The following is a 12,867-nucleotide window of genomic DNA, read 5'->3' on the forward strand; positions in this document are numbered from 1 at the left end:
GGCGCGCGTCATCAGACCGCGGCGAGGCGCCGTTCGGCCAGCAGCGGAACGGCGCGCTCGCGCGCTGCGCGCCGCGCGGTGGCCACGGCGCCGAGGGCGACGACCTCGGCGCCCAGCGTCGACGCGAGCACTTCGGGTGCCGGCAGATGCATCTGCGACGGCAGCACTGCGCGAGCGGCGTCGATCACGGGGGCGATGCTCTCGGCGATCGCGCCGCACACGATCACGCGAGCCGGGTCGTACATGCTGCCGAGCACGCCCACGATGCGCGCGAGTTTCTCACCCACTCGAGAGCAGACGAGCACGGCATCCGGGTCCCCCTCGGCAGCCGCGACGAGCACGACGCGGGGATCGATGCGGGCCGCGTCCGAGAGGCGCCCCACCGGTCCACGCCAGCCGATCTCGTCGCTGGTGACGGCGGCGCGCACCTCGTCCTGCACCGCGTAGCTGAGGCCGAAGGCCGAGCCCACGCCGATGATGTGGTCGAACACCACGCCCTCGCCGACGCCGCCGTGCGCTCCGTGCAGCAGGTGACCGTCGACGACGACCCCGCCGCCGAAGCGCTCGCCGGCGAGCAGGGCGACGTAGTCGCGGCATCCGACCGCCGCGCCCAGCGAGCCCTCCGCGACGGCGGCGAGGAGGGCGTCGTTTTTCACCTCGACGACCGGTGCCCAGTCGGCGAGAGCGGCAGCGAGATCGGGGTTGGTGCGTTCCCAGAACCCCTGCGGATGGGGGGGAGAGGCGCCGTCGCGGTTGACCGGAGCGGCCACTCCGACGCAGATCGCCAGCAGCGACTCGCGTGTCTGGCCGGCGTCGGCCAGAGACTGCTCGAGGTGATGCAGGATCGTCGCTCGGCGCTGCGCGGGCGTCTGGTCGGGACTCAGCTCGACCCGGCGATGCGCGAGCGTGGTGTCGAGGAGATCGGCGACCGCGATCGCGAGATGCGTGTCGCCCGCATCGATGCCGACCACCGCGCCGAGACCGGGGGACAGCATGAAGCGGCGGGCGGGCCGTCCCGCGCGATACGCGCCGGCCGCCCTGGCGTTGGGCAGCTCGGTGAGAATCCCGGCGCCGACCAGCGTCGCGAGCGCCTCGATGGTGGTCGATCGGGTCAGAGCGGTGGATGCCATGGCATCCGTCGCCGTGAACTCTCCCGCGGTCCAGGCATAGTCGAGCACCGCTCCGACGCTGGCTCTGCCGGTGCCGAGATCTGCGGAGATATCGCTCACAGCTCTTGACCTCTTCTCTTCCCTCTGCGAGAGTACCGGCAAGCGAGTAAATCTAGCGACTAGATTTACTCCTCGGATCTTCAGGTCGGAAGGACGACGGTGTCTGTGAAATCTTCCCGCGCGGTGCGCGCGGCGGCGAGCGCTGCGGTGCTCGCGCTGCTCGGCTCCGCTCTTGTCGGCTGCTCGTCCGACGGCCGCGAGACCATCCGCTTCACGTTCAGCAAGCGCGAGGCGATCGAGTTCATGACGAAGCTCGTCGCCGACTACAACGACTCGCAGGACGACGTGCGCGTCGAGATCGACACCTCCGGAGTCGACGTGGTCTCGGCGAGCTTCGTGCGAGGAAACCCTCCCGACATCATGCTCGCCAACTACAACTACGAGGTCGCGCGGTTCGTGCAGCGCTGCGCACTCAGCGACCTCGGCGGCACCGACGCCGCGAAGAACGTGCGCGACGACCTGCAGCCGCTCATGGAGCAGTACGGCTCGTGCGAGGGGCGCACCAGTGCGCTGCCCTACTCGGTGATGGCCGCCTCGGTCATCTACAACAAGCAGATCTTCGACGAGCAGGGCCTCGAGGTGCCGCGCACCTGGGACGAGCTGCTGCAGGTCGGAGATCAGCTGAAAGCGGCGGGCATCACCCCGTTCTACGCCACATTCAAAGACGACTGGACGGTCGGTCAGGGCTGGTACGACTATTCCGTGGGCGGGTCGCTCGACGTGCTCGACTTCTTCGACGCCCTCGCGAAAGAGGGCACCGCGGTCGGCCCCGATGCGAAGGTCTCGTTCCAGAAGGACTTCGCCGAGCCGATGGATCGGATGCTGAAGCTCGCGACCGAGTACACCAACGACGACGCACCCAGCCGCGGCTACGGCGATGGCAACCTCGCCTTCTCGAAGGGCGAGGCTGCCATGTACCTGCAGGGGCCGTGGGCGTTCAGCGAGATCGCCAAGACCGCGCCCGACCTCGAGCTCGGCACCTTCCCGCTGCCGATGACCGATGACCCCGACGACCTCGCCGTGCGGGTGAACATGGACCTCGCGGCGATGATCCCGCAGGAGTCGCGGCACAAGGAGGCCGCCCGCGACTTCCTCGAGTACCTCTACCAGCCCGAGCACATCGAGGCGTACAACGCATCGCAGCTCGGGTTCACCCCGCTTCAGGATGCGGCTGCGCCGGACGACCCGCGCATCGAGGGGATGATCGAGTACTACGACGACGGCAGCATCTACCAGGGTCCGTCGGTGCTGGTGCCCAAGACGATCCCCGTCTTCAACTACGCGCAGGCCATGGTGCTCGGCGCCGACCCCGCCGGCATCCTGCGCACGATGGACGCCGACTGGGCGCGCATCGCCTTCCGCGCCCCGGCGCCCACCAGCCAGACGAAGGAGTCGGCAGAATGAGCACCACGTCCACGGTCATCACGCAGGGCGACCGCACTCGCCGGCGCAGCAGCCGCCGCGTCGAGCCGATCTACTACTTCTTCCTCGTTCCCACCCTCGTGCTGTTCACCCTGGCGATCACCCTTCCGGGCGTCATCGGCATCTTCTTCAGCTTCACCGACTCGATCGGACTCGGCGACTGGAGCTTCAACGGGCTGACGAACTACATCGCCATGTTCAGCGATCCGGCCATCCTGCAGAGCTACCTGTTCACGTTCGGCTTCTCGATCGCGACCGTGATCGTCGTGAACATCGTCGCGTTCCTGCTCGCGGTGGGGCTCACCTCTCGCATCCGGTTCAAGACCGGCCTGCGCACGATCTTCGTCATCCCGATGGTGATCTCGGGCATCATCATCGCCTACGTCTTCAACTTCCTCTTCTCGAACTCGATCCCGGCGGCGGGAGCGGCGACCGGAATCGGGTGGCTGCAGACCAGCCTGCTGGCGAACCCCGACCTCGCCTGGATCGCGATCGTGCTGGTCACCGCGTGGCAGGCCATTCCCGGCACGATGCTCATCTACATCGCCGGGCTCCTCTCGGTGCCGGGCGACGTGTACGAGGCCGCGTCGATCGATGGTGCGACCAAGACGCAGCAGCTCATGCGCATCACCGTCCCCCTGGTGGCCGGCTACGTGGTGATCAACGTGATCCTCGGGTTCAAGGGCTTCCTGAACGCGTACGACATCATCGTCGGCCTCACCAACGGCGGCCCCGGCACCGCCACCCGCAGCGTCGCGATGACCATCATCGCGGGCTTCAACGGCGGCGACTACGCCTACCAGATGGCGAACGCGACGATCTTCTTCATCGTCGCCGTGCTCATCTCCCTGCTCCAGCTCTCGCTGACGCGCGGAAGGAATGCGCTCTGATGACCACCCAGCCCGCTCTCACCTCGGCATCCACCGCCGCCCTCGTCCTCGAGCCGAACGGCCGGCGCCCCCGTCAGAAGATGGAGCGCGTCAACTGGTCGGGCACCATCATCCTGATCCTGTGCGCGGTCACCGTGCTGCTGCCGCTGTACGTCACCATCTCGATGGCGTTCAAGACCACCGGGCAGGCCGTCGACGGCAACGCGTTCTCGCTGCCGGCGCCGTTCAGCGTCGACGGCTTCGTGCAGGCCTGGACCCTGACGAAGTTCCCCGTCGGCGCGGCGATCTCGATGCTCGTCACGGCCGGGACGGTGATCGCGACGATCGTGCTCGCGGCCTTCGCGTCGTACGCGATCGTGCGCAACTGGGACCGGCGGTTCTTCCGGTACTCCTTCTTCTATCTGCTCGCGGCGATGTTCATCCCGTTCCCCGTCGTCGCGCTGCCGCAGATCCAGCTGACCGGCCGAGTCGGGCTCGACAACCCCATGGGCGTGATCATCCTCGCCACGATGTTCCAGCTCAGCTTCAGCGTGCTGCTGTTCACCGCGTTCCTGCGCTCGATCCCCATCGAACTCGAAGAGAGCGCCCGCATCGACGGCGCGTCGACCTGGCAGACCTTCTGGAAGCTGATCTTCCCGCTGCTCGCGCCGATGAGCGCCACTGTCGGTATCTTCGCGTTCCTGTACGCGTGGAACGACTTCATGATGCCGTCGCTGATCATCTCCGACCCGAACCTGCAGACCCTGCCCGTGCGGCAGAACCTGTTCCAGAACCAGTTCAGCAACAACTACAACGTCGCCTTCGCCTCGTACCTGATGGCGATGGCGCCCGCGATCGTCGCCTACCTGTTCACGCAACGCTGGGTGATGGAGGGCGTCACCCAGGGTGCCGTCAAGGGCTGATGCTTCGACAGGCTCAGCAACCCAGGGCGGAAGCTCAGCAACCCAGGGCGGAAGCTCAGCAACCCAGGGCGGAAGCTCTATGACCGACCAGACCACCCGCAAGACAAGGAGATCCATGACCGACCCGTCCCTCGCCGAACAGAACGCCATCGACGCCACCGCCTGGTGGCGTCAGGCCGCCGTCTATCAGATCTATCCGCGCAGCTTCGCGGACGGCAACGGGGACGGCATCGGCGACATCGCCGGCATCCTGTCCCGCGTCGACTACCTGGCCGAGCTGGGCATCGACGCGGTCTGGCTCAGTCCGTTCTACCCCTCTGCGCTCGCCGACGGCGGCTACGACGTGGCCGACTATCGCGACGTCGACCCCCGCATCGGCACGCTCGAGGAGTTCGACCGGATGGTTCAGGCGCTGCACGAGCGCGGCATCCACGTCATCGTCGACATCGTGCCGAACCACTCGTCGAACCTGCACGAGTGGTTCCAGGAGGCGCTCGCCGCGGGACGCGGCTCGGCCGCCCGTGAGCGGTACATCTTCCGCGAGGGCACGGGTCCCGACGGCAGCGAGCCGCCCACCGACTGGGTGTCGGTGTTCGGCGGTGGGGCCTGGGAGCGCGTGGAGGACGGCCAGTGGTACTTCCACCACTTCGCCGTCGAGCAGCCCGACCTGAACTGGTCGAACCCCGAGGTGCGCGCCGACTTCCTGAAGACCCTGCGGTTCTGGTCGGACCGCGGCGTCGACGGCTTCCGCATCGACGTCGCCCACATGCTCACCAAGGACCTCACTGAGCCGCTCCCCAGTCGCGCCGAGCTGGAGGCGATCGACAGCACCACGGGTCAGCATCCGATCACCGACCGCGACGACGTGCACGAGGTGTACGCCGAATGGCGCCGGGTGTTCGACGAGTACGACCCCCCGCGCACCGCCGTCGCCGAGGCGTGGGTGCAGACGCCCGAGCGGCGGGCCCGCTACGCGTCGGCGGAGGGCCTCGGCCAGGCGTTCAACTTCGATCTGCTGGAGGCCGACTTCGACGCCGAGCAGTTCCGCCGTCTCATCACGGTCAACCTCGCGCAGAGCGAGCTGACCGGATCGTCGACGACGTGGGTGCTCTCGAACCACGACGTCACCCGGCATGCCACCCGGTACGGGCTGCCTCAGCTGAACGGCCGGCCGGTCAAGCAGGGCACGGAGTGGGTGGCCGCCGGCGGTCCCGAGGACCAGCTCGATCGCGAGCAGGGGCGGCGGCGCGCCGAGGCGGCCACGATGCTGCTGCTCGGTCTGCCCGGCAGCACCTATCTCTACCAAGGCGAGGAGCTCGGCCTGCATGAGGTCGCCGAGATCTCGCCCGAGCAGCGCCAGGATCCCGCGTTCTTCCGCGGCGCCGAGTACGACGGACTCGGCCGTGACGGATGCCGCGTGCCGCTGCCGTGGAGCGCGGAGGGGTCGTCGTTCGGCTTCGGCTCCGACGGCGCGCACCTGCCCCAGCCGTCGTGGTTCGCCGAGTACGCGGTGGATGTCGAGGCGGCGGATCCGGCATCCACTCTCTCGCTCTACCGCGAGGCGCTGGGCCTGCGCCGCCGTCTGCAGACGGAGGAGAAGCTCGAGTGGGGCGAGACCGGACGTCCCGACGTGCTGCGCTTCGCGCGCCCGAACGGATGGCAGGTGGTGACGAACTTCGGCACCGATCCGTTCGACCTCGGGGCCGAGGCGGATGCCGTGGTGCTGAGCACCCAGCCGCTTCGCGACGGAGCCCTGCCGGGTGAGGCGACCGCCTGGCTGACCGCCTGACGCGGCGACGACCGCGCGTCTCAAGTTGAGAATGGTTCTCATTAGCGTTTAGAGTGGAGGTCATGCCATCCCGCCTCTCCTTCCTTGCCGTCGCCGCCGCATCCGTGTTCGCCCTGACCGGATGCACGACGTCGGCCGACGTCGGCGAGACGGGCGCGCTGCACGTCGTCGCCTCGACCAACGTCTACGGTCAGCTCGCGGCCGAGATCGGCGGCGACCGGGTCGAGGTCACCAGCATCATCGACTCCACCGCGAAGGATCCGCACGGGTACGAGGCCTCGGCCCGCGACCGTCTCGCGGTGCAGAAGGCCGATCTGGTCATCGAGAACGGCGGCGGGTACGACGCGTTCATGCGCGAGCTGATCGACGGATCTGATGCGGTCGTCATCACCGCTGCGGAGTTCTCGCACGACTACCCGGATGCCGTGGTCGAACCGGACGAGCACGCTGATGAGCACGACGGGCACGCGCACGTCGAGGGCTTCAACGAGCACGTCTGGTTCGACGTGCACACCGTGGCGCACGTCGCCGAGCGGATCGCGGCCGATCTCGCCGAGCTCGACCCTGCAGGAAAGGCGGAGTACACCGCCGCGGCCGAGACGCTGGCGGTCGAGCTGGAGGGGATCGAGGGCGAACTCGACGCCCTGCACACGACGCTCGAGGGCACGCCCGTGTTCATCACCGAACCGCTGCCCGCCGCGCTCGCCGCGGCAGCCGGTCTCGACGACCTCGCGCCCGACGGCTTCGCCTCGGCGGTCGAAGAGGGCAACGAGGTCGCCCCGGCGATCCTGCTCGAGTCGCTGTCGCTCGTCGAAGGCGGGGGCGTGCGCGCGGTGCTCGCCAACGCGCAGACCGGCGGCACCGAGACGAGCCGCATCGAAGACGCCGCGAAGCGCACAGGCATCCCCGTGATCACCTTTCACGAGCTGCTGGATGCCGACCAGTCGTACGCTGAGTGGATGCGCTCCGCGATCTCCGACCTCGCCGCCGCCCTCGACGGATGAGCGGCACCGGATCCAGCGTGCTCGAGATCCGCGGCGCCGCGCTGCACCGCTCGGGCCGCGAACTCTGGTCGGGACTCGACCTCGACGTCGCGCCGGGGGAGTTCATCGCCGTGCTCGGTCCGTCGGGATCCGGAAAGACGACGCTGTTGCGCAGCATCCTCGGCCTGCAGCCGCTGTCTGCCGGAAGCATCCGGGTACGCGGGGAAGCCGCTCGACGCGGCGACCGCCGGATCGGCTACGTGCCGCAGCAGCGACCGCTTCCGCCCGACACGAGCATGCGCGCGCGCGATCTCGTCGCGCTCGGCGTGAACGGCACCCGCTTCGGCTTGCCGATCCCGCGCCGCGGCGATCGCGCGCGCGTCGACGCGCTGCTCGACGGCGTCGGCGCGGCGCACTACGCCGACCGCCCGGTCGGGCTGCTCTCGGGAGGCGAGCAGCAGCGACTGCGGGTCGGTCAGGCCCTTGCCGACGACCCCGCGCTGCTGCTGTGCGACGAGCCGCTCTCGGGCCTCGATCTCGCCAATCAGCGCGGCATCACCGGCATCATCGACCGGCAGAGACGGCAGGGCGCCGGCGTGCTGTTCGTCACGCACGACGTCAACCCGATCCTGGGCCTCGTCGACCGCATCCTGTACATCGCCGGGGGCCGGTTCGTGCTCGGCACCCCCGACGAGGTGCTGCAGAGCCGCGTGCTCACCGACCTGTACGGCACGGCGGTGTTCGTGCTGCGCGCCGGTGACCGGCTGGTGGTCGTCGGGGCGCCGGATGCCGAGGGCACGCACGCGCACGAGCACTCCGACGACGTCGACGCGCACCCCGGAGCGCACGCGTGAGGCCGCTGCTCGATTGGGGCGACGTCTTCTCGTTCCAGGACTACGGCGAGCTGCTGGCCCTGCTGTCGAACTCGCTCATCGCGGGCGCTGTGCTCGGCGTCGTCGGCGGGCTGATCGGCGTCTTCGTCATGCAGCGCGACCTCGCCTTCGCCGTGCACGGCGTGAGCGAGCTGTCGTTCGCCGGTGCTGCGGCGGCACTGCTGTTCGGCGGCAGCGTGGTGGTGGGATCGCTCAGCGGCGCGTTGATCGCCGCCATCCTCATCGGCGTGCTGGGCGCGAAGGCGCGAGACCGCAACTCCATCGTGGGTGTGCTGATGCCGTTCGGGCTGGGCTTGGGCATCCTGTTCCTCTCTCTCGTCGAGGGGCGCACGGCCAACCGCTTCGGGCTGCTCACCGGCCAGATCGTGTCGGTGTCGAGCCCCGACCTCGGGTGGCTGATCGGCATCTCCGCGGTCGTTCTGGTCGGACTGCTGGTTATGTGGAATCCGCTGCGCTTCGACTCGCTCGACGCCGAATCCGCAGCGGCGCGCGGGGTACCGGTGCGGGCGGTCAGCCTCGTCTTCATGGTGCTGCTCGGGCTGATCGTCGCGGTCAGCGTGCACATCATCGGCGCCCTGCTGGTGATGGCGCTGCTGGTCACCCCGGCGGCGGCGGCGATGCGCCTGTCGAGCGGGCCGGTCGCGGTGCCGTTGCTCGCAGCGCTGTTCGGCTTCACGGCGGCGGTCGGGGGCATCCTGCTGGCGCTCGCCGGGACGCTTCCGGTGAGTCCCTACATCACCACGATCTCGTTTCTGATCTACGCGGGTTGCTGGATCGCTCAGCGGGCGCGCTCGCGTGTTCGGCGCGTCGCCCGCGCGTGACATCATTGATGCCGAGCGCGCGATGACTTGAGAGAGGTCCCACCCGGTGAGCGAGACGCAGCACAACGACGACGAGCAGAACGGCGACTTCTTCGACCAGCTGCTGACCACCGTTCCCAAGGATCGCTCGTCGTTCACCCAGGCGTTCCGGGGCTACGACAAGGTCGAGGTGGATGCCGCGATCGCGACGCTGCGCGATCAGCTCAAGCGCGTCACCGCGTCGCTCGACGAGGCCGACGAGCGTCGACGCAGCGAGCTGCAGGAGCTGCGGGAGCAGACCGAGCGGGCTGTCGTCGACGCCACCGCTGACAGCGACGACCGCATCGCGCGGCTCGAAGCCGAGCTCGCGGCCGCGCGTGCTCAGGCCGATGAGGCCGCCGCGCAGATCGCCACATTGAGCACGGAACTCGTCGATGCACCTCGCAGTGACGGCGAACCCCAGAGCCGTCAGCAGTTCGAGGCCGTGCTCCGCGTCGCCGAAGAGCAGGCGAGCGTGCTGATCCACAACGCGGCGACCCAGGCCGAGCGACTGCTGGAAGCGGCTCGAGAAGAGGCCGAGACCAAGCGCGGCGAACTCGCCGCCGATGTGACGCGCATCATCGCGCAGGCGCAGCACGACGCCGATCAGATCCGCCTGAAGATCGACACCGAGCACACCGCGCACGAGGCACGCCTCGAGCGCGAGTCGGCGCACGCCGCCGAGAAGGTCGCGCAGGCCGAGCGCGAGGCCGCGACCATCCGCACCGAAGCGGAGAAGGGCGCAGCCGCGCTGCGCGCCATGGTCACCCGCGAGACCACCGACCTGCGCGCCGACGCCGAGCGCGAGGTGCGCGAGATGAACGCGCGGGTGCTCGAGTTCGAGGAGACGCTGACCCGCCGACAGGACGACGCGCAGCAGGAGTTCCTCGTGCTGCACAACCAGGCGGTCGCCCACGCCGAGCGGATCACCGCCGACGCCAACGAGCAGGTCACCGCATCGCTCGAGCACGCGCAGCGCATCTCGGCGAAGGCCGAGGACTACGAGCGCCTGATGCGCACGCAGGCGCAGGCCATCGAGGCCGACGCGCAGGTGAAGGCCCGCGAGATCCTCGAGCGCGCACGGGCCAAGGCACAGAAGATCGTCGACTCGGTCACCGGTCACGCCACCGGCGTGCTGCGGGATGCCGAGGATCAGACCCGGCAGCTGCGCTGGCAGCAGCAGCAGCTGAACAGCTTCATGGCGGAGGTGCGTGAGCTGCTGCGTCCCGAGGGCGTGCTCACCGGCGCGGCGGATGGCGCCGCGATCGAACCCGCTGCGGATGGCGCCGCGATCGAACCCGCTGCGGATGGCGCCGCTGCCCCGGACGAGGCCGACTCGCTCGATGAGGCCGAGTCGTCGGCATCCGGCGCGAAGGCCGACCGCACCGGCCGCTGACCGGCTCTCGCTGACCGGCTCTCGCTGACCGGCGGCCGAGGCGATCCGCGCTGATCGCCCGCACAGCCGCCCGGCCTAGACTCGAGGCATGGCTCAGCGGAACACCTGGCAGCGCGAGCGCGTGCGCGATGCGCTCGCCGACGCGCGCGGCTTCGTGAGCGCCCAGTCGCTGCACGCCGAGCTGCGCCAGGCGAACACCGGCATCGGGCTCGCCACTGTGTATCGAGCGCTCGCCGGGCTCGCCGCCTCGGGCGAGGCGGACTCGCTGCAGAGCCCCGAGGGCGAGGCGCTGTACCGGGCGTGTTCGACCGAAGGGCACCACCACCACCTCATCTGCCGCTCGTGCGGCCTGACGGTCGAGATCGAGGCGAAGGACGTCGAGCAGTGGGCTCAGCGCACGGCCTCCCTGCACGGGTTCCGCGACGCCGAGCACGTCGTCGACATCTTCGGCCTCTGCGCCAGCTGCGCCAACCGGCAGGATGCCGCACCCGAGGCCTCACTGTGACACTCACGGCCTCTCCGACGGCGCCGCACGCCCACCGGCAGCCGCCTCGTCGACTGCCGACCGGCCCCGCCCTCGCCACCGGCGCGGGCATCGTCGTCGTGCTGGTGCTCATCGACCTGTTCGCGCCCACCCTCTTCCCGGAGGCGCTCCCCGCCCGCGCTCAGGACGGCCTGACGCTCGCGCTCAGCGTGCTGATCGAGGCGCTGCCCTGGGTGATCCTCGGCGTCGTCCTGTCGATCGTCGTGCAGGTGTGGCTGCCGTCGGATGCCGTGCAGCGCTGGCTGCCGCGCAATCCGTGGGCGCGGCGCGGCGTGCTGTCGCTGCTCGGCATGTTCATCCCGGTCTGCGAGTGCGGCAACGTGCCCTTCGCCCGCGGGCTGATGATGCGCGGCCTCGCACCGGCCGAGGCGATGACCTTCCTGATCGCCGCGCCGATCGTGAACCCGATCGTGATCCTCACCACCCACGCCGCGTTCGGCTGGGACGGCGGGATCCTCGTCGCGCGTCTGCTCGGCGGCTTCGTCATCGCGAATCTGATCGGGTGGATCTTCAGTCTGCGTCGCGATCAGCAGGCGCTGCTCACCGAGCGATTCGTCGACACCTGTGAGCACGTGGCGCACGAGCCCGGCAGCCCCGCACGCCGCAGCCTCGTGCAGTTCCTCATCGAGCTGCGCGCCGTCATGCCGGCACTCGTGATCGGCTCCGCACTCGCCGGGGCCGTGCAGGTGCTCGTGCCGCGTGACGTGCTGCTGGCGATCGGCTCGAACCCGGTGCTGTCGATCGTCGCGATGGTCGCACTCGCGATGACCGTCGCGATCTGCTCGAACGTCGACGCCTTCTTCGCCCTGTCGTTCGCTTCGACCTTCTCGTCGGGTGCGATCATAGCCTTCCTCATCGTCGGACCGCTGGTCGACGTGAAGATGCTCGCGCTGCTGCGCACCACGTTCACCGCCCGCGTGCTGGCCGCCGTCGTCGGCGTGGTCGTGCTGTCGGCCTGCGTGATCGGGATCGGGGTGAACGTCTTTGGCTGACACCGCAGACGCGCGCCGCGACCGCTGGCGTGCGATCGCCTCGCGCTGGCTGGGCGTCGGCCTCGCCGTCGTCATCTCGGTGGTCACGCTCGTGCTCGCCGTGACCGGCCGCCTCACCCTGTACATCAGCCCCGAGACGGTCTGGTTCGCCGCGGCCGCGGCCGCGGTCACGCTCATCCTGGCCGTCTGGTCGTGCACGCTGCCGCTCGGTGCCGAGGGGGAGCACGACCACGCGCACGCCGCGTCGGATGAATCGGCTTCGGATGCCCGGGCGCGCCGTCGACGCCGGATGCAGACGATCGCCGCGGTGAGCGGCGGCGTGATCGCCTCCGCGGTCGTGCTCGCCGGACTCGTGCTGCCGCCGGCCTCGCTCTCCGCCCAGATCGCGCTGTCGCGCGCGGGCGAGTCGCCGACGCTGTTCGCCGGTGCCGACGATGTCGCGCTCGGCGTCGCCGACACCGCCAGCTTCGGCGTCGGCGACTGGTCGATCGCGTTCGCCAACTCCACCCGTCCCGAGAAGTACGACGGCGCGGCTGTCACCCTCACCGGATTCATCACACCCGCCGAGGGCGGCGACGTGAACCTCACCCGCATGGTGATCTCGCACTGCGTGATCGATGCGCAGCCGGCATCCGTCCCGGTGAGCGGCGGCGGGCTCGACGGCGACTACGAGACCGGACAGTGGGTCGAGGTGACCGGCACCGTCCGCGCCGGCGACGGCGGCGCGCTGAGCATCGAGCCGGCGACGGTGAAGAAGATCGACGAGCCGAAGGATCCGTATGAGTACTGACGGTCCCGACGGCGGCGGCACCGGCGAACAGCCGCTCACGCGCGCCCAGCTGCGTGCGCTGCGCGCCGCCGACACCGGGGCTGGCCGTGACGAAACGGGGGCCGACACTCCAGATGTCGGACCCCAAGGGGTGTAACCGGCGGCCAGAGGGGGGTGGGGCCCCCGCGGCGGGCCCGCCGCCGGGCCCGCCCGCCCCGG

General features: G+C 69.7%; 13 protein-coding genes. 12 read left to right on the forward strand and 1 reads right to left on the reverse strand.

Annotated elements, in window-relative coordinates; translation table 11 throughout:
* Positions 1–11: 11 nt before the first annotated feature.
* A complete protein-coding gene (locus ACWIDW_RS05420) occupies positions 12–1,229 on the reverse strand; it encodes an ROK family protein (RefSeq protein WP_454123589.1) in 1,218 nt (405 codons plus the stop codon).
* A gap of 99 nt (positions 1,230–1,328) precedes the next feature.
* On the opposite strand from ACWIDW_RS05420, the gene ACWIDW_RS05425 reads away from it, so the two are divergent.
* From ACWIDW_RS05425 to ACWIDW_RS05480, 12 genes are all read left to right on the forward strand, one after another.
* The gene (locus tag ACWIDW_RS05425; protein WP_454123591.1) at positions 1,329–2,633 is read left to right on the forward strand and encodes an ABC transporter substrate-binding protein; all 1,305 of its coding nucleotides are present in this window, start codon (positions 1,329–1,331) and stop codon (positions 2,631–2,633) included.
* On the forward strand, positions 2,630–3,541 hold the full coding sequence (locus ACWIDW_RS05430; RefSeq protein WP_454123592.1) for a carbohydrate ABC transporter permease: 912 nt from the start codon (positions 2,630–2,632) through the stop codon (positions 3,539–3,541). The genes ACWIDW_RS05425 and ACWIDW_RS05430 overlap by 4 nt, the downstream gene beginning before the upstream one ends.
* Positions 3,541–4,443: a carbohydrate ABC transporter permease gene (locus ACWIDW_RS05435; RefSeq protein WP_454123593.1), complete on the forward strand. Its 903-nt coding sequence runs from the start codon at positions 3,541–3,543 to the stop codon at positions 4,441–4,443. The genes ACWIDW_RS05430 and ACWIDW_RS05435 overlap by 1 nt, the downstream gene beginning before the upstream one ends.
* 115 nt (positions 4,444–4,558) lie before the next feature.
* Positions 4,559–6,232: a glycoside hydrolase family 13 protein gene (locus tag ACWIDW_RS05440; protein WP_454123594.1), complete on the forward strand. Its 1,674-nt coding sequence runs from the start codon at positions 4,559–4,561 to the stop codon at positions 6,230–6,232.
* A gap of 62 nt (positions 6,233–6,294) precedes the next feature.
* On the forward strand, positions 6,295–7,236 hold the full coding sequence (locus ACWIDW_RS05445) for a metal ABC transporter solute-binding protein, Zn/Mn family (protein WP_454123596.1): 942 nt from the start codon (positions 6,295–6,297) through the stop codon (positions 7,234–7,236).
* Positions 7,233–8,069, forward strand: a complete 837-nt coding sequence (locus ACWIDW_RS05450) for a metal ABC transporter ATP-binding protein (protein ID WP_454123598.1) — start codon at positions 7,233–7,235, stop codon at positions 8,067–8,069. The genes ACWIDW_RS05445 and ACWIDW_RS05450 overlap by 4 nt, the downstream gene beginning before the upstream one ends.
* Complete coding sequence (locus tag ACWIDW_RS05455) at positions 8,066–8,929, forward strand: metal ABC transporter permease (protein ID WP_454123600.1); 864 nt, start codon at positions 8,066–8,068, stop codon at positions 8,927–8,929. The genes ACWIDW_RS05450 and ACWIDW_RS05455 overlap by 4 nt, the downstream gene beginning before the upstream one ends.
* A gap of 46 nt (positions 8,930–8,975) precedes the next feature.
* Complete coding sequence (locus ACWIDW_RS05460; RefSeq protein WP_454123601.1) at positions 8,976–10,343, forward strand: cell division initiation protein; 1,368 nt, start codon at positions 8,976–8,978, stop codon at positions 10,341–10,343.
* 88 nt (positions 10,344–10,431) lie between these two features.
* Entirely contained in the window at positions 10,432–10,848 is a 417-nt protein-coding gene (locus tag ACWIDW_RS05465) for a Fur family transcriptional regulator (protein ID WP_454123602.1), read from the forward strand.
* Positions 10,845–11,879: a permease gene (locus tag ACWIDW_RS05470; RefSeq protein ID WP_454123604.1), complete on the forward strand. Its 1,035-nt coding sequence runs from the start codon at positions 10,845–10,847 to the stop codon at positions 11,877–11,879. The genes ACWIDW_RS05465 and ACWIDW_RS05470 overlap by 4 nt, the downstream gene beginning before the upstream one ends.
* On the forward strand, positions 11,872–12,669 hold the full coding sequence (locus tag ACWIDW_RS05475; RefSeq protein ID WP_454123606.1) for a TIGR03943 family putative permease subunit: 798 nt from the start codon (positions 11,872–11,874) through the stop codon (positions 12,667–12,669). The genes ACWIDW_RS05470 and ACWIDW_RS05475 overlap by 8 nt, the downstream gene beginning before the upstream one ends.
* Positions 12,659–12,805 carry a hypothetical protein gene (locus ACWIDW_RS05480; protein WP_454123607.1) on the forward strand — a complete coding sequence of 49 codons (147 nt, stop codon included), beginning with the start codon at positions 12,659–12,661 and terminating at the stop codon, positions 12,803–12,805. The genes ACWIDW_RS05475 and ACWIDW_RS05480 overlap by 11 nt, the downstream gene beginning before the upstream one ends.
* Positions 12,806–12,867 lie beyond the last annotated feature (62 nt).

This window comes from Microbacterium sp. NPDC055312 (genome assembly GCF_053645675.1).

Bases quoted from the DNA above. Each gene is read 5' to 3' on its own strand.
- ACWIDW_RS05430 (WP_454123592.1), top strand. From the start codon at position 2,630: ATGAGCACCACGTCCACGGTCATCACGCAGGGCGACCGCACTCGCCGG.
- ACWIDW_RS05465 (WP_454123602.1), top strand. From the start codon at position 10,432: ATGGCTCAGCGGAACACCTGGCAGCGCGAGCGCGTGCGCGATGCGCTC.
- ACWIDW_RS05435 (WP_454123593.1), top strand. From the start codon at position 3,541: ATGACCACCCAGCCCGCTCTCACCTCGGCATCCACCGCCGCCCTCGTC.
- ACWIDW_RS05445 (WP_454123596.1), top strand. From the start codon at position 6,295: ATGCCATCCCGCCTCTCCTTCCTTGCCGTCGCCGCCGCATCCGTGTTC.
- ACWIDW_RS05480 (WP_454123607.1), top strand. From the start codon at position 12,659: ATGAGTACTGACGGTCCCGACGGCGGCGGCACCGGCGAACAGCCGCTC.
- ACWIDW_RS05450 (WP_454123598.1), top strand. From the start codon at position 7,233: ATGAGCGGCACCGGATCCAGCGTGCTCGAGATCCGCGGCGCCGCGCTG.
- ACWIDW_RS05440 (WP_454123594.1), top strand. From the start codon at position 4,559: ATGACCGACCCGTCCCTCGCCGAACAGAACGCCATCGACGCCACCGCC.